This is a genomic window from Kribbella shirazensis (assembly GCF_011761605.1).
Lineage (GTDB): Bacteria > Actinomycetota > Actinomycetes > Propionibacteriales > Kribbellaceae > Kribbella > Kribbella shirazensis.
This window is the reverse complement of the sequence record NZ_JAASRO010000001.1, coordinates 5,250,313-5,272,787: the sequence shown is the minus strand read 5'-3', so window position 1 is coordinate 5,272,787 and position 22,475 is coordinate 5,250,313. Positions and strand designations below refer to the sequence as shown.

At 69.4% G+C, this 22,475-nt stretch carries 26 protein-coding genes, 1 tRNA gene and 1 riboswitch; of the genes, 8 read left to right on the top strand and 19 right to left on the bottom strand.

Annotated elements, in window-relative coordinates; all coding sequences use genetic code 11:
* Positions 1-6 precede the first annotated feature (6 nt).
* Together BJY22_RS25500 and BJY22_RS25495 are read right to left on the bottom strand one after the other, a co-directional pair.
* Positions 7-348, bottom strand: coding sequence for a YybH family protein (locus BJY22_RS25500; protein ID WP_167211084.1), 342 nt, complete (start codon positions 346-348; stop codon positions 7-9).
* Positions 349-356: 8 nt separating this feature from the next.
* Positions 357-845, bottom strand: a complete 489-nt coding sequence (locus BJY22_RS25495; RefSeq protein ID WP_202891258.1) for a cupin domain-containing protein — start codon at positions 843-845, stop codon at positions 357-359.
* A gap of 86 nt (positions 846-931) precedes the next feature.
* Between BJY22_RS25495 and BJY22_RS25490 the strand changes: the two genes are divergently transcribed.
* Together BJY22_RS25490 and BJY22_RS25485 are read left to right on the top strand one after the other, a co-directional pair.
* A complete protein-coding gene (locus tag BJY22_RS25490; RefSeq protein ID WP_167211081.1) occupies positions 932-2,065 on the top strand; it encodes a LuxR C-terminal-related transcriptional regulator in 1,134 nt (377 codons plus the stop codon).
* Positions 2,066-2,118: 53 nt separating this feature from the next.
* Positions 2,119-2,655 carry a GNAT family N-acetyltransferase gene (locus BJY22_RS25485; protein ID WP_167211078.1) on the top strand — a complete coding sequence of 179 codons (537 nt, stop codon included), beginning with the start codon at positions 2,119-2,121 and terminating at the stop codon, positions 2,653-2,655.
* Here BJY22_RS25485 and BJY22_RS25480 read toward each other — a convergent pair.
* Complete coding sequence (locus BJY22_RS25480) at positions 2,642-3,598, bottom strand: S1C family serine protease (protein ID WP_167211075.1); 957 nt, start codon at positions 3,596-3,598, stop codon at positions 2,642-2,644. The genes BJY22_RS25485 and BJY22_RS25480 overlap by 14 nt on opposite strands.
* A gap of 120 nt (positions 3,599-3,718) precedes the next feature.
* Here BJY22_RS25480 and BJY22_RS25475 point away from each other — a divergent pair, with 120 nt between their 5' ends.
* Together BJY22_RS25475 and BJY22_RS25470 are read left to right on the top strand one after the other, a co-directional pair.
* A complete protein-coding gene (locus BJY22_RS25475) occupies positions 3,719-4,267 on the top strand; it encodes a TetR/AcrR family transcriptional regulator (protein ID WP_167211072.1) in 549 nt (182 codons plus the stop codon).
* Between the two features lie 81 nt (positions 4,268-4,348).
* A complete protein-coding gene (locus BJY22_RS25470; RefSeq protein WP_167211069.1) occupies positions 4,349-6,520 on the top strand; it encodes an MMPL family transporter in 2,172 nt (723 codons plus the stop codon).
* On the opposite strand, the gene BJY22_RS25465 is transcribed toward BJY22_RS25470, so the two are convergent.
* From BJY22_RS25465 to dop, 14 genes are all read right to left on the bottom strand, one after another.
* Positions 6,431-7,324: a group I intron-associated PD-(D/E)XK endonuclease gene (locus BJY22_RS25465; RefSeq protein WP_167211067.1), complete on the bottom strand. Its 894-nt coding sequence runs from the start codon at positions 7,322-7,324 to the stop codon at positions 6,431-6,433. The genes BJY22_RS25470 and BJY22_RS25465 overlap by 90 nt on opposite strands.
* A 52-nt stretch (positions 7,325-7,376) precedes the next feature.
* Positions 7,377-7,451, bottom strand: a tRNA-Pro gene (locus tag BJY22_RS25460).
* 71 nt (positions 7,452-7,522) lie between these two features.
* On the bottom strand, positions 7,523-8,890 hold the full coding sequence (gene der / locus BJY22_RS25455) for a ribosome biogenesis GTPase Der (protein ID WP_167211064.1): 1,368 nt from the start codon (positions 8,888-8,890) through the stop codon (positions 7,523-7,525).
* Positions 8,883-9,623, bottom strand: coding sequence for a lysophospholipid acyltransferase family protein (locus BJY22_RS25450; RefSeq protein WP_167211062.1), 741 nt, complete (start codon positions 9,621-9,623; stop codon positions 8,883-8,885). Before BJY22_RS25450 ends, der begins: the two co-directional genes overlap by 8 nt.
* Positions 9,613-10,302: a (d)CMP kinase gene (gene cmk / locus BJY22_RS25445; RefSeq protein WP_167211059.1), complete on the bottom strand. Its 690-nt coding sequence runs from the start codon at positions 10,300-10,302 to the stop codon at positions 9,613-9,615. Before cmk ends, BJY22_RS25450 begins: the two co-directional genes overlap by 11 nt.
* A 54-nt stretch (positions 10,303-10,356) precedes the next feature.
* Entirely contained in the window at positions 10,357-11,430 is a 1,074-nt protein-coding gene (locus BJY22_RS25440; RefSeq protein ID WP_167211056.1) for a prephenate dehydrogenase, read from the bottom strand.
* Positions 11,427-11,795, bottom strand: a complete 369-nt coding sequence (gene aroH, locus BJY22_RS25435) for a chorismate mutase (RefSeq protein ID WP_167211054.1) — start codon at positions 11,793-11,795, stop codon at positions 11,427-11,429. The genes BJY22_RS25440 and aroH overlap by 4 nt, the downstream gene beginning before the upstream one ends.
* A gap of 31 nt (positions 11,796-11,826) precedes the next feature.
* Positions 11,827-12,687 (bottom strand): bifunctional 5,10-methylenetetrahydrofolate dehydrogenase/5,10-methenyltetrahydrofolate cyclohydrolase, encoded by an 861-nt coding sequence (locus BJY22_RS25430; protein WP_202891257.1) that lies wholly within the window; start codon positions 12,685-12,687, stop codon positions 11,827-11,829.
* Between the two features lie 20 nt (positions 12,688-12,707).
* Positions 12,708-12,792, bottom strand: a riboswitch (ZMP/ZTP riboswitch).
* A 31-nt stretch (positions 12,793-12,823) separates the two neighbouring features.
* The gene (locus BJY22_RS25425) at positions 12,824-13,561 is read right to left on the bottom strand and encodes a hypothetical protein (protein ID WP_167211048.1); all 738 of its coding nucleotides are present in this window, start codon (positions 13,559-13,561) and stop codon (positions 12,824-12,826) included.
* 68 nt (positions 13,562-13,629) lie between these two features.
* Positions 13,630-14,343 (bottom strand): NUDIX domain-containing protein, encoded by a 714-nt coding sequence (locus tag BJY22_RS43085; protein WP_167211045.1) that lies wholly within the window; start codon positions 14,341-14,343, stop codon positions 13,630-13,632.
* On the bottom strand, positions 14,340-15,245 hold the full coding sequence (prcA, locus tag BJY22_RS25415) for a proteasome subunit alpha (protein ID WP_167211042.1): 906 nt from the start codon (positions 15,243-15,245) through the stop codon (positions 14,340-14,342). The genes BJY22_RS43085 and prcA overlap by 4 nt, the downstream gene beginning before the upstream one ends.
* Before the next feature lie 49 nt (positions 15,246-15,294).
* Complete coding sequence (prcB, locus tag BJY22_RS25410; RefSeq protein ID WP_167211039.1) at positions 15,295-16,137, bottom strand: proteasome subunit beta; 843 nt, start codon at positions 16,135-16,137, stop codon at positions 15,295-15,297.
* 8 nt (positions 16,138-16,145) lie between these two features.
* Positions 16,146-16,355, bottom strand: coding sequence for a ubiquitin-like protein Pup (locus BJY22_RS25405; protein WP_130448384.1), 210 nt, complete (start codon positions 16,353-16,355; stop codon positions 16,146-16,148).
* A gap of 57 nt (positions 16,356-16,412) precedes the next feature.
* Positions 16,413-17,933 carry a depupylase/deamidase Dop gene (gene dop / locus BJY22_RS25400; RefSeq protein ID WP_167211036.1) on the bottom strand — a complete coding sequence of 507 codons (1,521 nt, stop codon included), beginning with the start codon at positions 17,931-17,933 and terminating at the stop codon, positions 16,413-16,415.
* Between the two features lie 73 nt (positions 17,934-18,006).
* Here dop and BJY22_RS25395 point away from each other — a divergent pair, with 73 nt between their 5' ends.
* The 4 genes from BJY22_RS25395 to BJY22_RS25380 all read left to right on the top strand — a co-directional run bounded on the left by BJY22_RS25395 (position 18,007) and on the right by BJY22_RS25380 (position 20,716).
* Positions 18,007-18,507 (top strand): NUDIX hydrolase, encoded by a 501-nt coding sequence (locus BJY22_RS25395; RefSeq protein WP_167211033.1) that lies wholly within the window; start codon positions 18,007-18,009, stop codon positions 18,505-18,507.
* A complete protein-coding gene (locus tag BJY22_RS25390) occupies positions 18,504-19,244 on the top strand; it encodes a phosphotransferase (RefSeq protein ID WP_167211030.1) in 741 nt (246 codons plus the stop codon). The genes BJY22_RS25395 and BJY22_RS25390 overlap by 4 nt, the downstream gene beginning before the upstream one ends.
* A gap of 72 nt (positions 19,245-19,316) precedes the next feature.
* Positions 19,317-19,925 (top strand): RNA polymerase sigma factor, encoded by a 609-nt coding sequence (locus tag BJY22_RS25385; RefSeq protein WP_202891256.1) that lies wholly within the window; start codon positions 19,317-19,319, stop codon positions 19,923-19,925.
* Positions 19,922-20,716 carry a hypothetical protein gene (locus BJY22_RS25380; protein WP_167211024.1) on the top strand — a complete coding sequence of 265 codons (795 nt, stop codon included), beginning with the start codon at positions 19,922-19,924 and terminating at the stop codon, positions 20,714-20,716. The genes BJY22_RS25385 and BJY22_RS25380 overlap by 4 nt, the downstream gene beginning before the upstream one ends.
* Positions 20,717-20,722: 6 nt before the next feature.
* On the opposite strand, the gene BJY22_RS25375 is transcribed toward BJY22_RS25380, so the two are convergent.
* Complete coding sequence (locus BJY22_RS25375; protein ID WP_167211021.1) at positions 20,723-21,079, bottom strand: hypothetical protein; 357 nt, start codon at positions 21,077-21,079, stop codon at positions 20,723-20,725.
* Between the two features lie 70 nt (positions 21,080-21,149).
* Positions 21,150-22,382, bottom strand: coding sequence for a polysaccharide lyase family 7 protein (locus BJY22_RS25370; protein ID WP_167211018.1), 1,233 nt, complete (start codon positions 22,380-22,382; stop codon positions 21,150-21,152).
* Positions 22,383-22,475: the final 93 nt, after the last annotated feature.

Sequence of the window (22,475 nt, the reverse complement as noted above, 5' to 3'; positions counted from 1 at the left end):
CTCCGCTCAGCTGCCGAGGTAGACGATGGCGTAGCGCCAGCGGCCGTCCGGCGTCCGTCGTACGACGTTGACGGCCAGCCGGCTGATGACGAGGGCGGTCCCTCGGAGCTGGAGCACTGTCTGCGGGTCAGCGACGTACGCCTCCTGGTGATCCCACAGGTCGACCAGGAGGCGCTGGATCTCGTCCCGGCCATGGACGGGGCCAGGCCCCACCAGCGGGCCACGCGCCCCTGCCGGGCGCAGCACCGCGTCCGGTTCGAACAGCTGCGCGAGCGCCTCCTGATCGTGCAGGACGAACGCGTCCTCGAACATCGATTCGAGCTCCTCCGGCGTACGCGCCCCGGCCATCAGGACACCTAGAAGATCAGCTGATGACGCTTGGCGATCGGCATGGTCGCCTCGAAGTCGACCTCACAGCCGTACTGCGCCGCGAGCGCGGGCAGCGTGTCCGGGTCGTACTCGCCACCGGGCTCGGCCAGCTTGAGGAACAGCGCCTCGAGTCCACCCGGTGTGATGATCTCGAGGATGCGCAACGGTCCGTCCCCGGCGTTCCAGTACGTGTGCCACTGCCCCCGCGGTTTGCACACCAGAGCACCGGCATCGGCGAACACCTCCTCGTCGCCGAGGACCGCACCGAGCCGGCCCTCGATGACCCAGCTGTACTCGTCCTCGCGCGAGTGGATGTGCAGTGGCGCCGCCAGCACGTGCGGATCGAGGATCTGCTCCACCAGCGCGACCGTACCGCCGGAGGTCAGGCTGTCGACCAGGTACCGGTCGGCCCGGGTCCCTTGCATGTCTTTCGTCGTCAGGCCGTCGGACGGCCCCATCACCTGGATCTGTGTCATGGCTCGACGCTACGAGCGCGACCATCGGCCGCCCATTCCAGAAATGTGGTATCCGCAACCGCCCAGGACCGCCGTACCTTGGTGCTGTGGGCGGCGACGCGAAGGAGCGTGCGAGCGACCGGATCGCGTCACTGACGCGGCAAGGGCTCGACCTCGTCACGCTCTGGCGGGCGTCGACCGAGATCCTCCGCGACGCGGTCCCGCACTACCAGGTGCCGTGCTGGTACACGCTGGATCCGGCGTCCCTGCTCGTGACGAGTCACTTCAACGAGGGCATGCCGGAACTGCCGCAGGAGTGGCTCGCGGAGGAGTACTACGAGGACGACGTCAACAAGCTCGCGGAGGTCGCCCGGTCCCAGCGAGGCATTTCGACGCTGCACGAGGCGACCGGCGGCGACCCGGCCAGCAGCCCGCGGTGGCACCAGAACATGACGATGGGCGGCGACCAGGAGCTGATCGCCGGCCTGCGGACGAGAACCGGTGAGGTCTGGGGCGCGCTCGGCCTCTACCGCGAACCGGGGCAGCCTACCTTCGACGACGAGGACAAGGCGTTCCTCCGAGCCGTCGCACCGGTGCTTGCGGCCGGCGCCCGCACCGCATTGCTACTCGGCGCGGCCGCCGATCCGGAAGGCACTGACGCACCAGGACTGCTCGTGGTGTCCGGCGATTGGGAGATCGAGTCCGCGACACCTGGTGTCGAGCACTGGCTGCGCGACCTTCCCGACGGCGACTGGGACACCGGCAGGCTGCCGTCCGCAGTCCTTGCGGTCGCAGGCCAGGCGCTGCGTACGGCGACGTACCCGGACGCCGGCGAGGTCGCGATGTCGCGGGTGATGTCGAAGTCCGGTCGCTGGGTCGTGCTCCACGGGACATCACTGGTCTCTTCGAGTTCCCGCCGCGTCGCCGTGATCGTCGAACCGGCTCATCCCGGACGCATCGCTCCCCTCCTGATGGCGGCGTACGGGCTGACCGAACGCGAGCAGGAGATCACCCGGCTGGTGCTGCAGGGCGACTCCACCGTCGACATCGCCGAACGTCTGGTCGTCTCCACCCACACGATCCAGCAGCACCTTAAGAGCGTGTTCGACAAGACCGGCGTACGCAGCCGGCGCGATCTGGTCGGCAAGATCTTCTTCGCCCACTACGAGCCCCGCCTCCGCGACAACGAACGTCGCACGATCGGCGGCCGCCCACTCCGCGGCGGGCCACTGCAGACGTGAGCGCGTCGACGCCTTGCAGCAGCTCGTCCACCTGCTGAACTTAGGGTGGAGGCATGACTGGGTTCGCGGAGTACCGGCCTGGGGCTGCCAGGCAGGCGGTCGACGTGCGGGTGCGCGCGGCTGTGGACGCTGATCTCACGTCCTGCGCCGAGTTGATCGTGACGCGGACCGGCGGGCCGGTGGAGACGCGCCGGGCACGCCTGGAGGCGGATCTGCAGGATCCCGATCGGTACACGGTCGTCGCGGAGATCGGTGGGGAGATCGCCGGGTACGCCGCTGTGATCCGGCACCGGCGCTCCCCCGCCGACCCGCCCACGACGGCGCCGGACGGGTACTACCTGATCGGGCTGATCGTCGCGCCCGCCTGGCGGCGTCACGGGATCGGCGACCTGCTCACGACCGAGCGGATGCGCTGGACGGCCGAGCGCGCCGACGAGATCTACACCTTCGCGAACCTCGGCAACCGCGCCATCCTCGACCTCCACGAACGCTTCGGGTTCACCGAGGTCACCCGCGACTTCACCTTCCCCAACGCACCGCTCGAGCCAGGCACCTGCGTCCTGCTCCGCGCCCAGTTCACCGGTCGGTGAGCTCCGCCGGGTAGGCGATCACGTCGACGAGCGCGTTGTTGCGGATCGCCGTGATCTCGGTGCGGAGGGCGATCGCGTCCTCGAAGAGCTGACGCTGCAGGGACTGAGCGTCGCGGAGCGGTACGCCGTTGACGGCCAGCACGAGATCGCCCTGACGCAGCCCGGCGGCCGCCGCCGGGCTGGCCGGGATGACTTCGACCACCCGCAGTGCCGTGCGCTGGTCGAAGCGCTGTGCGAGCGCCGGATGCAACGGCGCGGGCGTGGTGACGAGGCCCAGGTACGCACGGCGTACGCGACCGTCGTGCAGGAGCGCGTAAATGATCCTCCGGGTCGTCGGATTGACCGGGACGGCGAGGCCGAGTCCGATCCCGGCGACCGCGGTGTTGATGCCGATCACCCGGCCGTTGCCGTCGGAGAGTGCGCCGCCGGCGTTGCCCGGGTTCAGCGCGGCGTCGGTCTGGATCACGTCCTCGATGATCCGGTGCGCCGTACCGCTGCGCACCGGCAACGACCGGCCGAGCGCGCTCACCACGCCCGCGGTCACGCTCCCGGCCAGGCCGAGCGGATTGCCGACGGCAACCACCAGGTTCCCGACCTTCAGGCGGTCCGCGTCGCCGTACTCGGGCGGGTCGGGGATCTCCCGATCGGCCCGCAGTACGGCGAGGTCCGACAGCCGGTCGACACCGACCACGCGGGCCTGTGCCGTCGTACCGTCGGCGAACTCCGCCGCCGCCTCCGAACCGTCGCCGACCACGTGCGCGTTGGTGAGCAGATGTCCGTCGCCGGTCAGTACGACGGCCGAGCCGGCCGAGTCGCCGCGCCGGCTGTGGATCCGCAGGCTCGCGACCCGCGGGATCAGGTGTTCCGCCACGCCCGAGACCACACGGGAGTAGGCATCCAGGACATCGTCCCCCGCGGTCTCGCCGGCAATCTCCTCGGTCATTTCTCGCCTCCTGAATTACAGGATTACACCGCAACTCAAGCGAAGACCAGGAGGTGAACCGGGCCACAATCCTGACCGATCGGTTGAAAACTGGCCGATCGGTCAGTCAAGATCGGTGACATGGCAGTCATCACCCCCGCCCGGGAGCGGACCAGGCGCGAGATCGTGCGTCAGGCGATGGACCTGTTCCAGGCGGCCGGCTACAACGCGACGTCACTGCAGGACATCGCGACCGCCGCCGGTTGCTCCAAGGCGACGGTGCTGTACCACTTCAGTGGCAAGCCGGCTGTGCTCGCCGCCGTCCTCGAGCCCGCCGCGGCCGACCTCGCCCAACTGGTCGCGGCCGCTTCCGAACTTCCCCGCCGCGAGGCGCAGGACCTCACGATCCAGCGCTTCATCGACCTCGCGGTCGAGCACCGCGGCGTCGTCGACGTGCTGCAGGACATCCTCCCGGTCATCGAGGACATGCCGGAGATCGCGTCGCTGGTGGCCGACGGTCTGCGAATGACCGCGCTGATGGCCGGATCCGACGACCCGCTCGAGCAGGATCTGGCGAAGTTCGCGGTCAACGGGCTGCTCGGCGAGTGCCGGCACTCCGACGAGCGCACCGACGACGACCTCCGACGACTCTGCGACATCGCGCTGCGGAGACTGCTCCGCCGCGCCTGAGAACCGAACCCGCCTCCCCGCCGCCGCGGGGCGATCACCTCTGCCCGTACGCCGTACCGAACCGAACGGACGCTCTTTCCGATGGCCAATCTGCTGTACCGGCTCGGCCGGTTCTCCTACCAGCGCCGGCGTCTCGTCGCCGCCCTGTGGGCGCTGTTCCTCGTCGTGCTCGGTGTCGGCGCGCTGACGCTCGGCGGCAAGACCGCGAACACGTTCTCGATCCCGGGTACCGAGTCGCAGCGCGCGCTCGACGCCCTCAAGCAGGAGCTGCCGGCGGCCAGCGGCGCGTCCGCGACAGTCGTTGTGAAGGCGCCCGACGGCAAGACACTCGCCGACCCGGCGGTGAAGGCCGCCGTCGGGGTGACCGTCGGTAAGGTCGCCAAGGTGCCCGAGGTGATCGCGGCGATCGACCCGTTCACCAGCAAGGCGATCAGCCCGGACGGTACGACGGGACTCATCAGCGTCCAGTTCGACAAGCCGGCCGACGAGCTGGCGCCGGAGAGCAGCGACGCGTACGACGGACTGAGCGGACTGAGCTCCGGTGATCTGCAGGTCGTACCGGGCGGGCAGATCAAGGCCGGAATCCCGGAGATCGGTGCGACCGAGGTGATCGGTGTGGCCGTGGCCGCCGTCGTGCTCGTCGTCACGTTCGGGTCGCTGGTGGCTGCCGGGATGACGCTGCTGACGGCGTTGCTCGGCGTACTGGCCGGCATGGCCGGCCTGTTCATCGTCACCGCGTTCACCGATGTGTCGTCGACCGCACCGATTCTCGCGCTGATGCTCGGCCTCGCGGTCGGGATCGACTACTCGCTGTTCATCAGCTCGCGGCACCGGTCGCAGCTCGGTGAAGGGATGGATCCGGAGGAGTCGGTCGCACGGGCGACGGCGACGGCCGGGTCGGCGGTGCTGTTCGCCGGTGCGACCGTCGTGATCGCGCTGGCCGGGCTGTCGGTGGTCGGCGTACCGTTCCTGACGGCTATGGGGCTGGCCGCGGCGGCGACGGTGCTGACCGCCGTACTCGTGGCGCTGACGCTGCTGCCGGCGCTGCTCGGCTTCGTCGGGGACCGGGTGTTGCCGCGGAAGCTCCGCAAGGCGCCGGCCACGGCGGCTCCTGCCGAGGGCTTCGGCTTCCGATGGGGCCGGCTGGTGACGCGGCTCAGGGTGCCGATCGTTGCTGTCGGCATCATCGGCCTCGGGGTGCTCGCGATCCCGGCGAAGGACATGCAGCTCGCGCTGCCGGACGGCGCGTCGGCCGCAGCCGAAAGCAACCAGCGGATCGCGTACGACCTGACCGCTGCCGCCTTCGGACCGGGCGCGAACGGGCCGCTCGTGGTCGTTGTGAAGAGCAACGACGCGGCGACCTCGAACGCACTGGTGCAGCAGGTGCTCGGGAAGACGCAGGGCCTGCCCGATGTGGTCGCGGCGCAACCGGCCGCGGCGAGTCAGGACGGTACGACGCGGTTGCTGCAGGTGATCCCGAAGAGCGGACCGGCCAGCTCGGAGACCGCTGACCTGGTGAAGAACCTGCGGTCCGCCGTACAGCCGCTCGCCACGGGCGACGCGAATATCTCCGTGACCGGCAACACCGCGGTCGGCGTCGATGTGTCGAACAAGCTGTCCGACGCGTTGCCGACGTACCTGTTCGTGGTGATCGGGTTGTCGTTCCTGCTGTTGCTGCTGGCGTTCCGGTCGGTGCTCGTGCCGTTGAAGGCGACGCTCGGGTTCGTGCTGACGATCGGGGCGACCTTCGGGATCACGGTCGCCGTGTTCCAGGAGGGACATCTGGCGAGCCTGGTCGGGCTGGACTCCCCCGGGCCGCTGGTGAGCTTCCTGCCGATCATCATGATGGGCATCCTGTTCGGGCTCGCGATGGACTACGAGGTGTTCATCGTGTCCCGGGTCCGCGAGGAGTTCGTGCACGGCCTGCACGCGAACGACGCGACCGTCCAGGGCCTCGGCCACGGCGCCCGCGTCGTCACCGCCGCCGCCCTGATCATGGCGTCCGTCTTCGCCGGGTTCATCCTCGTCGAGGACCCGATCATCAAGGCGATCGGCTTCGGCCTCACGATCGGCGTCCTGATCGACGCGTTCGTCGTCCGCATGACCCTCGTCCCCGCCATCCTCAGCCTCCTCGGCGACCGGGCCTGGTGGTTCCCCCGCTGGCTAGACCGCATCACGCCCCGAGTAGACATCGAAGGCGAAACCCTGCGGGTCGAAACCCCGGAGCCCCAGGAACTCGCGAGCGTACGCTGACACACCACGCGGGGCATCAGTTGCTGGTGCCCCGCTCCCCAACATGCTCGAAGCATCCCCCACGCGGTACGCCGTATAGCTCTCGATCGAGATGCCGACACGGCCTGCCAGGACGGAGCTGGGGATGACGTAGATGCTGCCGTCGCCCAGAACGATGAAGAAGAGGTCGATTGATTCCGGGTCGTACGGCATCTTGCTCGCGGACTTGTCCAGCACGTACGGACGTCGGCCGATGCCAACGTGCCAATAGCCCTTTGCGGTCCGTGCCGCGCAGGATTTCACCTGTACACGCTGAATGCCCTTTGATGTCGTAACGAGCAGGTCGTAGGCCTGTGGTTCGATCGGCAACGCAACCGCACATCCACGCAAGGTGAACCAGGCCATCGCCAGGGCCGCCGCCGAATACCGGAGCATCTCCGGCCGTACCGGCTCATCGAACACCTCGTCCGGGGCCGACTTGGCATGAGGCGGCCTCAGATGACTGCAGTCCAGGCCCAGCCTGACGGCATGGCCCTTGACCCGGACTCGCTCTGCTCCGTTGTCGACGATGCCAAGTGCGGCAACGACGTCCGCCCAGCAACTCGAAGCCGCCACGGCTTCACGCAACTGCTGATCGGACCAGCGGCGCTGCCCAGTGAAGTGTGACGTGTCCAACCCCAGCCGCGCCGCATGCCGCCGAGGCGTCGCCGCAGAGGTGTCCTTCAAGCCCAGGACGCGGGCAACCCCACGCCAGGACACGCTGCTCTTCACCGCCTGCCTCAGGTCGTCGTCGGTCCAGCCTCGTCGGTCTCCCGTTGCACCCATGAGGACAAACGTAGAGAGGGGCACCGACAGAATCGGTGCCCCTCTCAGGCGGTCGGGCTGCGGAGATTTGAACTCCGGATCTCCGGCCCCCCAGGCCGGCGCCTTAACCAAACTAGGCCACAGCCCGCCGGTTCGCTCCGGGGAGCGGACCGGGGATTACCTTACCTCATCCCGCGGGGTGGTTCTTACCGGGTTCGGTCAGCGTTTCTTGTTCTTCTGGCGGGCTCGGATCTGGACGTGGACGGGGCTGCCGACGAAGCCGAAGTCCTCGCGGAGGCGGCGTTCGATGAAGCGCTGGTAGGAGGGCTCGATCTGGCCGGAGGTGAAGATCGCGAAGGTGGGGGGCATCGTGGTGGCCTGGGTGCCGAAGAGGATCTTCGGCTGCTTGCCGGAGCGGACCGGGTGCGGGTGCGCGGCGACCAGGCGGCCGAGGAAGGCGTTCAGCTGGCCGGTGGGGACACGCGTCTGCCAGCCCTCCAGCGCGGCCTCGATCGCGGGCACCAGCTTCTCCATGTGCCGGCCGGTGAGGGCGCTGATGTTCACCCGCGGCGCCCAGCGGAACTGCACCAGGTCCCGGTCGATCTCCCGCTCCAGGTAGTACCGGCGCTCCTCGTCGACCAGGTCCCACTTGTTGTAGGCGATGACCAGCGCCTTGCCGGCCTCCTCGACCGCGTTCATGATCCGCAGGTCCTGCTCCGTGATCGACTCCGACGAGTCGATCACGACGACCACGACCTCGGCCCGCTCGATCGCCGCGTTGGTCCGCAGCGTCGCGTAGTACTCGTGGCCGGAGGCGTTCTTCACCTTGCGCCGGATGCCGGCGGTGTCGATGAACCGCCACTCCTGGCCGCCGAGCGTGATCAGCTCGTCCACCGGGTCGACCGTCGTCCCGGCGACGTCGCTGACGACGACCCGGTCCTCCTTGGCGACCTTGTTCAGCAGGGAGGACTTGCCGACGTTCGGCTTGCCGACGATCGCGACCCGGCGCGGCCCGCCGGTCTCGGCGTCACGCTCCCGCGGCGCCTCCGGCAGGGCCTCGAGTACCGCGTCCAGCAGGTCGCCCGTACCGCGGCCGTGCATCGCCGACACCGGGAACGGCTCCCCGATCCCGAGGCTCCACAGGTTCATCGCCTCGGACTCGACGCGCTGGTCGTCGACCTTGTTCGCGGCCAGTACGACGGGTTTGCCGGACTTCCGCAGTACCCGGACGACCGCCTCGTCGGCGTCCGTGATGCCGACGACCGCGTCGACCACGAACAGCACCGCGTCGGCCGCGTTGATCGCGACCTCCGCCTGCGCGGCGACGAGCGCCGCCATGCCGACCGCGTCCGGGTCCCAGCCGCCGGTGTCGACGACGGTGAACTCCCGCCCGGCCCAGTTGGCGTCGTACGACACCCGGTCGCGGGTGACGCCCGGGGTGTCCTCGACGACCGCCTCGCGGCGGCCGATGATGCGGTTGACCAGCGTGGACTTGCCCACGTTCGGCCGCCCGACGATCGCGAGCACCGGCAGCGGACCGGCGTCCTCACGGTCGTGCGTTGGTACTTCGGTGGGCAGGTCAGTCATCGGGGTCCTTCTGGTCTCGCCAGCCCGGAAGTGGGTGGCCGGTTTCTTCGACGGCCGCCTTCACATGGGCGCGCAGCACGTCGCCGATGTGGACAGCGACCGCCTGTACGTCGGAATGTCTCCTGGGAAAGGGTACGCGGTCGATCGAGAACGGCTCGCCATACACCACGTCGACCCGGCTTCCGGTCGGCGGATGACCCTCCACGCTGCCGCCCGGCAGCCGCGTCCCCATCAGCGCCACCGGCAGGATCGGCGCCCCGGTCACCATCGCCAGGTACGCCACCCCGGTCCGGATCCGGCTGAAGTCGCCCGGTCCGCGGGTGCCCTCCGGGTAGATGTTCAGCACCCGCCCGTCCCGCAGTACCTGGATCGACTTCCGGACCGCGAGCGTGTCGTACGACGACCTGTCGACCGGGATCTGCCCGACCAGGTGCAGGAACCTGCCCTGCACCCCGCCGAACACCTCGATCTTCCCGAGCTGGTGCAGCATCCGCGGCGCGATCGCGCCGAGCAGCGGGGCGTCGAGCAGACTCAGGTGGTTCGGCGCCATCAGCAGCGGGCCGGTCAGCGGGAACCGGTCCTCGTGGTGGACGGTCAGCTTGTACTTGCGGACGAAGTAGTGCCGGGCGACCCGGCGCAGCGGCAGCGCCAAGCGGTACGGCAGCGGGCGCAGATCGTCGGTGCGCGGCGGCTCGCGGTGCAGCTCGCGGTGCCCGGTCAGCTCAGCCGTCATTCCGGCCCCGCGGAACTGCTTCGGCCTCCTTCGCGAGTCGGCTGATCACATCGATGACCTCCTCCAGGGTCAGATGGGTGGAGTCGACGGTGACGGCGCCGTCGGAGGCGACCATGAACTGCGAGACGGTGGAGTCGTCGGCGTCCCGGCGGACGATCTGGTCGCGGAGCTGCTCCGCGGTCACCGCACCGGACTCCAGCTCGGCGCCGCGGCGCGACATCCGCGCGTCCTGGTCGGCGGTCAGGTGCACCTTCAGCTCGGCGTCCGGCGCGACCACGGTGGCGATGTCGCGGCCCTCGACGACGATCCCGCCGCTCGGCTGCGCGTCGTCGATGATCTCCCGCTGCCGCCGGACCAGCTCGTGGCGGACGTCCAGGTTGGTCGCGATCTTCGAGACCACCTCGCTGATCCGGGGCTCCCGGATCGCGGCCGTGATATCGGTCCCGTCGGCGATCACGAACTGGTTGCCGGGCTCGGTGCTGATCTCCAGCTCCAGGTCCCGCGCACGCTGCGCGACCGCCGCCGTGTCGTCCAGGTCCAGCCCGCGCTCGACGGCCGACCAGGTCACCGCGCGGTACGTCGCACCGGTGTCCAGGTACCGCAGTCCGAGCCGGGTGGCCACTCCGCGGGCGGTGCTCGACTTACCGGAGCCGCTCGGCCCGTCCACAGCGATGATCATGCCCCGAAGATTACCTTCGAGCGGGGACAGGAAGTTCGCCAGGCACTCCCTGGCTCAGCGGTGGACGACCCACCCGCGGTCGGTCAGGACCTCGACCAGTTGATCGACCGAGCCGGGCTTGACGGCGAGCTCGACCTCACCGACGGGACGACCGGGGCTGTGGTCGATGCGGAGGTCCTCGACGTTGGCGCCGGACTCGGCCGCGTCGGCGAACAGTTTCGCCAGCTGACCGGGGCGGTCCGGGATGGTCACCAAGACGGTGACCAGGTCGATGTGCGGCGTTCCGTGCTTGCCCGGCACCCGGACGGCGCCGGACACGCCCTGCCCCAGGATGGCGGTCAGCTCCTCGGCCGCCTCCTCCTTGCCGAGGGCAACGAGCAGCCGGTCGAGGTCGCCGCGGATCTGCTCCAGCAGGCCGGTCAGCGCGGCCGAGTTCGCGGACACGATCTGGGTCCACAGCTTCGGGTCGCCGGCCGCGATCCGGGTGACGTCGCGGACGCCCTGGCCGGACAGCTCGAGATGCGAGGACGGCGCGTCCGCCAGCGTGCCCGCGGCCAGCGCGGACATCAGGTGCGGGAGGTGCGAGACCCGGGCGACACCGAGATCGTGGTCCTCGACCGACAGCTCGACGGTCCGGGCGCCACAGGCCTCCGCGAGCCGCCGTACCAGATCGACGGCCTGCGGGGCGCTCGCCGGGTGCGGTGTGATCGCCCACGTCGCGCCGTCGAACAGGTCGGCGCGGGCAGCCAGCGGACCGTTCCGTTCGGAGCCGGCCATCGGGTGACTGCCGACGTACCGGCTGAGATCACCGGTCAGCCGGGCCGCGTCCGCGAGCGGCTTCGACTTCACGCTCGCCGCGTCGGTGACGATCGCCGACGAGCCTCGGGTCTGCTCGAGCTGCTCAGCGACGACCGCGCCGACGTGATCCGGCGGCACGGCGACCACGACCAGCTGCGGCTCGATCTGCACCAGCCGCGAGCCCGCGCCGATCCGCTCGGCCATCAGGGCGTTGTCCGCGTTCCCGTCGACAAGCTCGACGACGACGCCCAGCCGCGCCAGCGCGAGACCGATCGACGTCCCGATCAGCCCGGTCCCGACGATGCGGACCGGACCGCGCAGCTCGCTCACTGGGCGCCGGTCAGGTCCGGGCGGAGGGCGACCGCGCCGTGCAGGTAGACGTGCTGGATCTTGTCGCGGGCCCGCGGCGTCTCGGTGTGCACCATCAGCCGGACCACGCGTGGCAACGCGTGCGGCACCGGGATCTCCTGCATGCACATCAGCGGTACGTCGGTGAGCCCGATCTGCCGCCCCGCGACGGCGGGAAACTCCGAGCGCAGGTCCGACGTGACGGTGAACAGGATGCTGATCAGATCCTCGTTCTCCAGATCGTTCGCCTCCAGGACCGCCTTCACCAGCTCCGCGGACCGCTCGAGCAGGTGCTCGCGCTCGTCCACGTCCAGCTGGGTGGCACCCCGGATCGCCCGTACCGCCACGTCTCGCCTCCTAGGTTCGTGTTCCCCAAGCCTAGGCCACGGTAGTCACAGAATGGACAGCCGTCTCAGCGGCGTCGACCGTCTGCTCCAGGAGCAGCGCGATCGTCATCGGCCCGACGCCGCCCGGAACCGGTGTGATCAGCCGCGCGACCTCGGCCGCCTCCGCGAAGTGCACGTCGCCGACGTTGCCTTCGTTGTACCCGGCGTCGACCACGACCGCGCCCGGCTTCAGCCAGTCCCGGCGGACGAAGTTCGCCTTGCCGACGGCGGCGATCACGACGTCCGCTGTCCGGACGAGCTCCGGCAGGTCCCGGGTCCGGGAGTGCGCGTAGGTGACGGTGGCGTTCGATGCCAGCAGCAACATGCCGGCCGGTTTGCCGAGGATCGGGCTGCGGCCGATCACCACCGCGTGCGCTCCTTCGAGCGGTACGTCGTACGCCGCCAGCAACCGCATGATCCCGCCGGGTGTGGCCGACCTGAACCCCGGATCCCCGAAGGCCATCGCCGCGAACGACCGCATCGTGACGCCGTCGACGTCCTTCGCCGGGTCGATCGCCTCGAACGCGGCCCGCTCGTCGATCTGCGCGGGCACCGGGTGCTGCAGCAGGATCCCGTGCACCGCCGGGTCGTCGGACAGCTTCGTGATCTCCGCGACGAGTTCCTCGGTGGTCGTCTCGGCCGGCAGCACGACGCTGCACGAGGCGATCCCGGCCTTCTTCGACCGGTTCTGCTTCATCCGCACGTACGTCGCCGACGCCGGGTCGTCACCGACCAGGACGGTCGCCAGGCACGGCTGCACGCCGTACTGCTCCTGCAGCGCCCGGGCCCGTTCGGCGGCCTTCGCCACCATGCCGGCGGCGAGCTCGGTCCCGATCATGAGATCAGCGGTCATCTGAAGCACTCCTCTGCGTTCGAAGGTGCCCAGGCGCGCGGCGAAGCCGGATGGCAGACCGTTCCCCGGTGGTACCCCACCTCAGCGCCAGTCGCGGTCCGCCGCCAGGATACCGACCGCGGCGGACCAGGCAGGACTAGCTGTGATGCACGGTGCCGGCAGGGGCGATGGTCGTCGACGCTCCCAACGGCAGCGATTCGAGCTGTGCCGCTTCGGCTGCATCGATCAGGCCGCGCTCCTGCAGGCGTGCGATCGCTCGCCGACGCTCCTCGAGCAGCTTGTCGCGCTTCTTGGGCTCAAGCGCCTCGACCAGTGCGATCGCCCGCTTCGGGTCAGGCGCTTCGACGCGGCGAAAGTCTCTCGGGACCGGGACGCGGCGACCGCGTGAGAAGAGCAGCATGGCAGCAAGGAGCACGGCGGCGAGCCCAGCGGCTGCCCAGACCGGGATCGACGGCGCGGCGAACGCGTCCACCCCTCTCTCGCTCACAAGTTGCCCCAGCGCGACAGCACCGCAGGCGACGGTCGCCACCAGATAGCCGATCTCTTTGGCATCCCGGTGACGGTCCGTCCGCAACCACCGGTAGGCGGCCGCCAGTACGCCGACCAGCACCACGGCGAAGCACCACGATGTCAGCGGCACACCGATGTCGTTGTCGAGCGGATCCGCAGTGCCCGTGTACACGGTCCTGCCGCCGTACGTACTGAACATCTGACCGCCGAGTGTCGTCACCCCGCCGACGAGCGCCACCAGGAAGAGCATGCTGAGAAACCACTCGAGCCTGCTCCAGGGACTTGCGCGCTCGACCCGCTGATAACCGAGGACGCGCAGGACGTCAGGGTGATTCTTCAGCACGTACAGGTCGAGATCACCCAAGCGCAGGCCGTACGAAGGGACCATCTTGGACCAGGTGCGGACATTGATCGTCTGATTCGCCTTGGCCATCAGAGCAGGCCCGCGTGGTCGAGCGCGAGATAGGCGGCGTCGATTCCGGTCATCGCGCCGGGGGTGCGGAGCTCGGCGCGGAAGGCGTCCACGGACAGCTCGACCGGGACGCAGTCCTCGGCCTCGTCGAGTTGCTGTTTGCCGTCGGGGCGGCAGCCGCGGGCGATCGCGACGTACTTGCGGAACGTCGACGACGAACCGGACCACTGCCAGCCGACCACGTCGAGCGTCTCGCAGGTGTAGCCGGTCTCCTCTTCCAGCTCGCGCGCACCGGCCACCGCTACGTCCTCGCCGGGCTCGACGCGACCGCCGGGGAGGTTCGTGACGATGCTGTCGGGGCCTGCGCGGAACATCCGGATCGTCACGATCCGGCCCTCCGGCGTCAACGGCAGCACCGTGACCGCGCTGATCCCCGCCTCGGGTCCGAGGACGTCCCAGTCGACCTCGCGGCCGTCGGGCATCCGGTACCGGCGCAGCCGCACGGTCAGGAAGCGCTGGAAGCCGGGCTCCTCCCCCAGGAGCTCCCAGGGAGCCGGGTCCGCCGACCGGGCCAGCTCATGGGCCAGCTCATGGGCCGACTCATGGGCCGACTCATGGGCCGACTCATGGGCCGACTCATGGGCCGACTCATGGGCCGACTCATGGAACGGCCGGTGAGACGGTTCAGCCGCCACCTCGTCGGTGGCGGCTGAACTTTCGAGCCGGTCCGTCACAGCGGACGGTCGTCGGGGTCTTCCGGTGGCGCGACCGGTGCGTCGTCCTGCGGCGGGGCGATCGGTGCGTCGTCGGCGGATCCCGTCGGTCCGTCGCCGGACTGCGCCGACGTACCGTTGCCGGAGGCACCGTTGCCGGAAGCACCGGAATCCGTCGAGTCACCGGCGCCGGAGTCCGCCGGGCCGGAGCCGTCGTCCGCGGGACTGGACTCGGACAGGATGCGCTCCAGGGTCTCCTCGGAGATCCGCTTGAACTTGCGCACCTGGGTCCTGGTCCGGTCCAGCACCGCGACCTCGAGCTGGTCCGGGGTCAGCTGCCGGACCTCGGTGCCGTCGTGGCCGAGCGCGTCGACCGCGAGCCGGAGCGCTCCGGCCAGCGAGATGCCGTCGGAGTAGTGCTCGCCGACGTAGTCCGCGACCTGTTCGGCCGGGCCGCCCATCACGGCGTACCCGCGGACGTCCGCGATCGAGCCGTCGTAGGTGAGCCGGTAGATCTGGTCGTCGGCCGCGCTGGTGCCGACCTCGGCGACCAGGATCTCGACCTCGAGCGGCTTCTCGCCGCCGGAGGAGAAGATCGCGCCGAGAGTCTGCGCGTACGCGTTGGCCAGCGCCCGGCCGGTGACGTCGCGCCGGTCGTAGGAGTACCCACGCATGTCGGCGAGCCGGACGCCGGCGATCCGCAGGTTCTCGAACTCGTTGTACCGGCCGACGGCGGCAAACGCCATCCGGTCGTAGATCTCGGCCACTTTGTGCAGTGCGGGCGAGCGGTTCTCCGCGACGAACAAGATGCCGTCGGCGTACTGCAGCGCGATCGCGCTGCGGCCCTTGGCGATGCCCTTCCGGGCGAAGTCGGCCCGGTCCCGCATCAGCTGCTCGGGCGAGACGTAGAACGGAACGCTCATCGAAGGTGTCGTCCTCTAATCAGTCGATCGGGCAGGATCATCGGGATGGTCAGGTCAGGGTCGCCGAGGCCGGGCCGTCGGGCCGCCGGTGCCGCTGCTCCCAGGCCGCGTCGACGAGCGCCGCGACCTCGTCCTCCGGCAGTCGCCGGTAGCCGTCGACGGTGACCACACCGACCACCGGGAAGATCCGGCGCAGCATGTCCGGCCCGCCGGTCGCCGAGTCGTCGTCGGCCGCGTCGATCAGCGACTGGATCGCCACTGTGACGCAGTCGGTCGCGGACAGGTCCTCGCGGTAGAGCTTCTTCAGCGCGCCGCGGGCGAACAGCGAGCCCGAGCCGACACTGTGGAAGTGGGTCTCCTCGTACCGCCCGCCGGTCGGGTCGTAGGAGAAGATCCGGCCGCCCTTGATGTCCGGGTCGTACCCGGCGAACAGCGGCACGACCGTGAGGCCCTGCATCGCCATCGGCAGGTTGCCGCGGATCAGTGCGCTCAACCGGTTCGCCTTGCCGTCCAGGCTGAGCGTGGCACCCTCGAGCTTCTCGTAGTGCTCCAGCTCGACCTGGAACAACCGGACCATCTCGATCCCGAAACCGGCCGAGCCGGCGAAGGCGACCGCCGAGTATTCGTCGGCCGGGAACACCTTCTCGATGTCACGCTGGGCGATGATGTTGCCCATCGTGGCCCGCCGGTCGCCGGCCATCACGACGCCACCGGGGAAGGTGGCCGCGACGATCGTCGTCCCGTGCGGGACTTCGCTGGACAGGTCACCCTGCCCCAGGGACCGCCGTCCGGGCAGCAGGTCGGGCGCGTGCCCGGCCAGGAAGTCCATGAACGACGAGCCACCTGGGGTCAGGAAGGCTTCCGGCAACCGGCCGGAGGCATCGAATGTCATCGAGCGGTTCACTCCCCACCCTTTTGCACGAAGCCGCGGACGAACTCCTCGGCGTTCTCCTCGAGCACCTCGTCGATTTCGTCCAGGATCGAGTCGACGTCCTCGTCGAGCCGCTCCTTGCGCTCCTGGACGTCCTCCGACGCCTCGACCTGCTCGACCTCTTCCTCGGTCGACGAACGCTTCGGCTGCTTGTGCTGCTGACCGCCGTCCTTCGCCATGGCAAACACCTCCTAGAACCGCTGGGAGGGCCGCCCAACCGACCCTCAATAGCGACCCTACCCGGCGGCACCCCCAGTAATGGTGCGAACCAGGTCACTTGCGGTGTCGCATTGGTCAAGAAGTGCCCCGACGTGGGCTTTCGTGCCCCGCAGCGGGTCCAGCGTCGGAATCCGCTGGAGCGATTCCTTGCCCGGCAGATCGAAGATCACCGAGTCCCAGGAGGCGGCCGCGACCTGCGGTGCGTACTGCTGCATGCAGCGGCCGCGGAAGTACGCCCGGGTGTCGGTCGGCGGGTGCGCGACGGCCATCCGGATCTCCTCGTCGGTGACGAGCCGCTGCATCCGGCCGGATTTCACCAACTTGTAATACAGGCCCTTGTCCGGGCGCAGGTCGGCGTACTGCAGGTCGACCAGGTGCAGCTTCGGGTCGTCCCACTCCAGGCCGTCACGGTCGCGGTAGGACTGCAGCAGCTTGTACTTCGCGACCCAGTCGAGCTGGTCGGCCAGCTTCATCGGGTCGGTGGCGAGCTGGTCGAGCACCTGCTCCCACCGGTGCAGCACGTCCTTGGTCTGTCGGTCCGCGTCGTCGCCGTACTTGTCCTCGACGTACTTGCGGGCCTGCTCCAGGTACTCCGCCTGCAGCTGGATCGCGGTGATCCTGCGGCCGTCCTTGAGGGTCAGCAGATGTGTGCACGTCGGGTCGTGGCTGACCTCGTGCAGCGCCGTCACCGGGCGGTCGACGCCGAGGTCGTCGGTCAGCCAGCCGTCCTCGATCATCGACAGCACCAGCGCGGTCGTCCCGACCTTCAGGTACGTCGAGATCTCGGACAGGTTCGCGTCGCCGATGATGACGTGCAGCCGGCGGTAACGGTCCGGATTCGCATGGGGCTCGTCGCGGGTGTTGATGATCGGCCGTTTCAGCGTCGTTTCCAGGCCTACCTCGACCTCGAAGTAGTCCGCGCGCTGGCTGAGCTGAAAGCCGTGCGTGGCGCCGTCCTGGCCGATGCCGACGCGGCCCGCCCCGGTCACCACCTGGCGGCTCACGAAGAACGGCGTCAGGTGCCGCACGATCGACGCGAACGGCGTGGAACGGCGCATCAGGTAGTTCTCGTGGGAGCCGTACGACGCGCCCTTGTTGTCGACGTTGTTCTTGTAGAGGTTCAGCTGCGGCGCACCGGGGATCAGCCGGGCCTGCCGCGCGCCCTCCATGATCACCAGCTCGCCGGCCTTGTCCCACACCACCGCGTCGCGCGGATTCGTGGTCTCGGGCGCGGAGTACTCCGGATGCGCGTGGTCGACGTACAGCCGGGCGCCGTTGGTGAGAATCACATTCGCCAGGCCGGTCTCCTCGTCGGTGAGCTGGCTGGAGTCCGCCACCTCCCGGCTCAGGTCGAAGCCGCGCGCGTCCCGCAGCGGGTGCTCCTCGTCGAAGTCCCACCGGGTCTTGCGCGCGAGCGGCTGCGTCTGGGCGTAGCCGTTCACCACCTGGCTCGAGGTCAGCATCGGGTTCGCCCCGGGCTGGCCCGGCACCGAGATCCCGAACTCGGTCTCGGTACCCATGATCCGCCGAACACTCATGGAGTTGAGCCTACGCGGTACCGGCGACGAAAAGGATTGCCGTGTCCACAGGGTTACCTGTGAGACTGCGGCCATGGACGAAGTGGTGGCGATTCTCGACGACGGCAACCAGGTCACCGGCTCGGCGCCGCGGTCGGTCATGCGCCGCGACAACCTGCGGCACGCCGCGACCGCCGTGGTTGTCCGGAATCCGGCCGGCGAGGTCTACGTGCACCGCCGGACGCCGACCAAGGACCTCTACCCGGGCCGGTACGACTTCGCCGCCGGTGGCGTCGTCGCGGCCGGTGAGGACCCGTTCCACGCCGTCGTACGGGAGCTGGAGGAAGAGCTCGGGATCTCCGGGGTCGAGCTGACGCGGCTGCCGGAGGGCGACTACGCGGACGACAAGACCCGGTACCACGCCTACCTGTACACGTGCGTGTGGGACGGTCCGGTGAAGCACCAGCCGGAAGAGGTCGAGTGGGGCGCCTGGATGTCGCCGGCCGAGCTGGCGGCCAGGCTTGACGGCACCGAATGGTCGTTCATGCCTGACACCGCCGCCCTGCTCGGTTCGTACGTCCGAAGTCTCGTATGACGATCCTCGAGGGCTGGGACAGCCACGCCTGGATCGAGGGGCAGTGGATCCATCGTGCTCCACGCCGCCCGGAGGTCCGCCCACGGCTCCTCGCCGAGACCACGCTCCTCCCCAGGCTCGCGCCGCGGCTGCCACTCCCGGTTCCGCTGCCGGAGCTGACCGCGGACGGCGTACGCCATCGGATGCTTCTGGGCGAGCCCTTCACGGACGGCGACGAGGCCGTCGGGCGGGAGCTAGGGGCGTTCCTGAGGGCTCTACACACTGTTGACGTGTCAGAAGCCGTCCTCCGCGGCGCACAGGACGCAGAGACGGCCACAGCGGAGAAGACGACCCTTCTGCAAGAGTTCCGGACCCAGGTCGTGCCGCTGCTGCCGGCGGAGGTCCGGACCACCGCGCGCGCACTGCTCGACCGCGTCGCCAATGTCCGGACATCCTTGATCCACTGCGACTTCGGCCCCGATCACATCCTGATGACCGACGGCCGCGTCACGGGCGTCATCGACTGGACCGACGCTGTGATCGGCGACCCCGCCCTCGACCTCTGCTGGCCCCTCAACGGCGCACCGGAGGCCGTCGCAGCCGGCCTGCTCGAGGTCTACCAGCCGTCCCCGGACCTCGTCGAACGCTCGAAGGACTGGGCACGTCTCTCCCCCTGGTACGGCGTCCACCGCGGCCTGCTACTGGACCTTCCCGACGACGTCACCGACGGACTGCGCGGCATACTCAACTCGCTGTGATGCAACCATTGGGTCGGCGGCCGGTCATTAGCTGATGTGAAGATCACCCTGATTGACGATACGGAGCCGTCAATGGCTACGGGATCCGGAGGCCTCGATCCCGGACCGGGGCCGGACGAGGAGCTGTGGGAGCGGTTGCGCACCGGGGACCATTTCGCGCTCGGTGAGCTGTTCGACCGGTACGCGGACGACGTACGCGCCTTCGCGTTCCGGCGGACCGCCTCCTGGAGTACCGCCGACGACGTGGTCCAGGCGACGTTCCTGAACACCTGGCGGCGCTTCCAGCGCAACCCGCCGGGTCCGCTGACCGCACCGAGCGCCCGCGGCTGGCTGCTCATGGTGGCCCGCCACGAGTGCAACTCCCTCTTCCGTACGGCGAACCGGCTGCGCAAGCTGGTCGATCGCCTGCCCGACCCGCCACCCGACGACGACCATGCCCCGGACGTCGCCCGCCGCCTGGACGACGAGCGCCGGATGTCGGCGATCCGTCGCGCTGTCGCCAAACTTCCCCGGCACGAACGCGAGACCCTCGAGCTCGTCGTCTGGTCCGGACTCACGACCGCCGAGGCCGCGGACGCGCTCGGCGTACCGGTCGGAACCGTCAAGGCCCGCCTGCACCGCACTCGTCGCCGCTTCCCCGACCTGCTGACCCGGGTCGACCTCACCGAGGAGCTCTCATGAACACCAGACTCGACCCGCCGCCGGTCGCTCCGCTGACCGCCGCCGAGCGGTCCCGGCTCCGCAGCCGGGTGATGGACAAGACTCGGCCCGCCACTCCACGCCCCATCCGCCGCTGGATCGCCCCGGCTGTCGGTGTCGCGGCCGTGGCCGCAGTGGTGGCCGGCACGCTCGTCGTCACCAACAGGCCGTCCGACGATTCCGGAGTCACCGGTACTGCCACGGCAGCAACGCCGACTGCCGCCCGGACCGGCCTCGACGAGGTGCCCGACGCCGAGGCGGTCGCCGCCTTCGCGAAGTCGTGCGAGCGCCGCCAGCACGGCCCGCTCAAGCGACCGCTCACTGTTGTCTGGGCGCGGCGGGTACCGGGCAAGACGCCGAAAAGCACCGAGATCCTGATGATCATCAAGGGGTCCGGAGCCTCTGGCATCTCATCCTGCCTGGCCCCATCCGGCGCCGGCTCGTGGCAGAGAACGCCGCCGGCGGTGTGGTGGAACACCTTGCCGACAAAGAAGGAGGGCCTCGCAAGCCTCACCGGAGGCACCTCCTCGACTTCGGATCCGAAGCCGGAGTCCCGGATCTGGATGCTCTACCGGGCCCGGCCGGAGATCGCCCGGGTCGAATCGCGCTACGTCTGGAACGGCACCGTGGGTCCCTGGCAACGGGGCTACGTCGACAGCGGCTACGCCTACACGGACAACCGAATGCACTCGGGCCTCAATGCCAGCGCCCTGCGCCAGGAGGTGCGAGCGTACGACGCCCAGTCCCGACTGATCCCGATCGAGCCGAAGTAGCGCTGGTCAGCCGCGGCGGGCGATGGTGCGGGCGAAGTTGATGCCGACCAGACCCGCCCAGGCGATCAGCACACCGAAGGGGCCGATCATGTCGGCCGCGATCGCAGTGATCGGGATCGCGGCGACGATCGACACGATCGCCAGGGCCAGGCCGCCGGGGTCGGTCTCGCGGCGCTTCAGGCCGGCCGCCTCCAGCATCTGGTCCCGCCGCCGGAACTCGAGGTCCTGTCCGTGGCGCTGGGCCTCGCGGGCGTCCAGCTTCTCGAGGAAGCTGTCGATGATCGCGTCCTCGTACTCCGGCCCCAGCTCCTGCCGCGCGGCCACCGCCGCGCGCAGGTCCTTGCGTACCTCGTCCGTCGCCATGTCAGCACGGTACGTCCGGCGTGCCGCCGGGGGTATCAGGGGAAACCCCAGCGGCACCCCAGACGCGTGATCAGCTGTGCTGGACCAACAGGTCGTAGATCTGCACCTCGCCGTAGTTCGAACTGCTGCAGGGCGAGGAGTTCTCGCAATTCGCCTGCGTGTAGGCGCCGGCCTTGAAGTACGCACCGCTGAGCGACTTCGACAGCGTGGTCTGCAGTACGCCGTTGTAGTAGGCCCGCACCTTGCCGCCGGACACCACGAACTTCGCCTCGAACGGCGTACCCAACGTGTAGCTCGACGTGACCAGCTTGTGGTGCGGGTTGTCGCCGTCGGTGACGTACAGCTTGGAGCCCTCCAGCCGGAACACCGTCACGTCGTCGTCACCGCCGTGGATCTGCGCCCCGACGACGTGCGGCTTGCCGGCCGGCAGCTTCGTGAACGCCTCCTTCACGGTCAGCGTGTGGGTGCCCGACGTGGACGACCAGGCCGCGTTCTGGGTCCCGTTGGCGGTCATCTCCCGCAGTTCCGACCGTGGGTAGCTCGAGCCGCTCGTCGTCACTCCGTTCACGGGCGCCCGGAACTGCACACCGTTGCCCATGACCTTGAACAACGGGTCATTGGTGTACGTCGCCAGCGCCGGCTGCTTGATCTCGGTCGGCTTCTCGTCGCCGCCGGTCGGCAGCGTCACCTTCCAGTTCTTCAGGTCCAGGACCTCCGCCGGCACGTCACCACCCGGATGATTCGTCGGCGGCGTCGTCGGCGGGGTTGTGGGCGGGTGGCTGGGTCCGGCACCCCACACCTGGACCTCGGTCACGCTGTTCCACACGCCGCGGTCGTCGTCATCGTCCTCGGGGATGTAGCCGTGGCCGACGTACCGGATCTTCGTCGTGGTGACGTCGGTGATGTCGAACGTCTGCAACCCGGTGGTGGAACCGCTGCTGGTGCCGTCGTACACGGTCTTCCAGCTGCTACCACTCGACACCTGGAGCTCGAAGTCGTTGCGCCGCTCGTCTCCGTTGTAGACGGCCAGCTTGACCGCGGACACGGTCGTCGCGGTGCCGAGATCCAGTTCCAGCCACGCTCCATCACCCTTCCCGGACCAGCGCGTCCCGAGATCGTCGTCGACCACGTTCGCGGCCACGTTGTCGTCGCTCGTACTCGCCTCGACCGCCCCGGCCGCCGGGGTGATCTCCCCGCTCGTCGCTCCCGACGCGCTCGGCAGCACACCTGCCCACACCGCACCGCCGACCAGCGCGCTGACGAGCAGCCCCGCCGTCGCGGCCGTGACACCGGCCTTCTTCATCTCCCACTCCTCCGCCTCAGGACAAGAACGCGACTCATCCTGGTGGCGGCAATGGCCGGAGCCCGGCGGGTTGCACGTTCCTGCCACGACGAG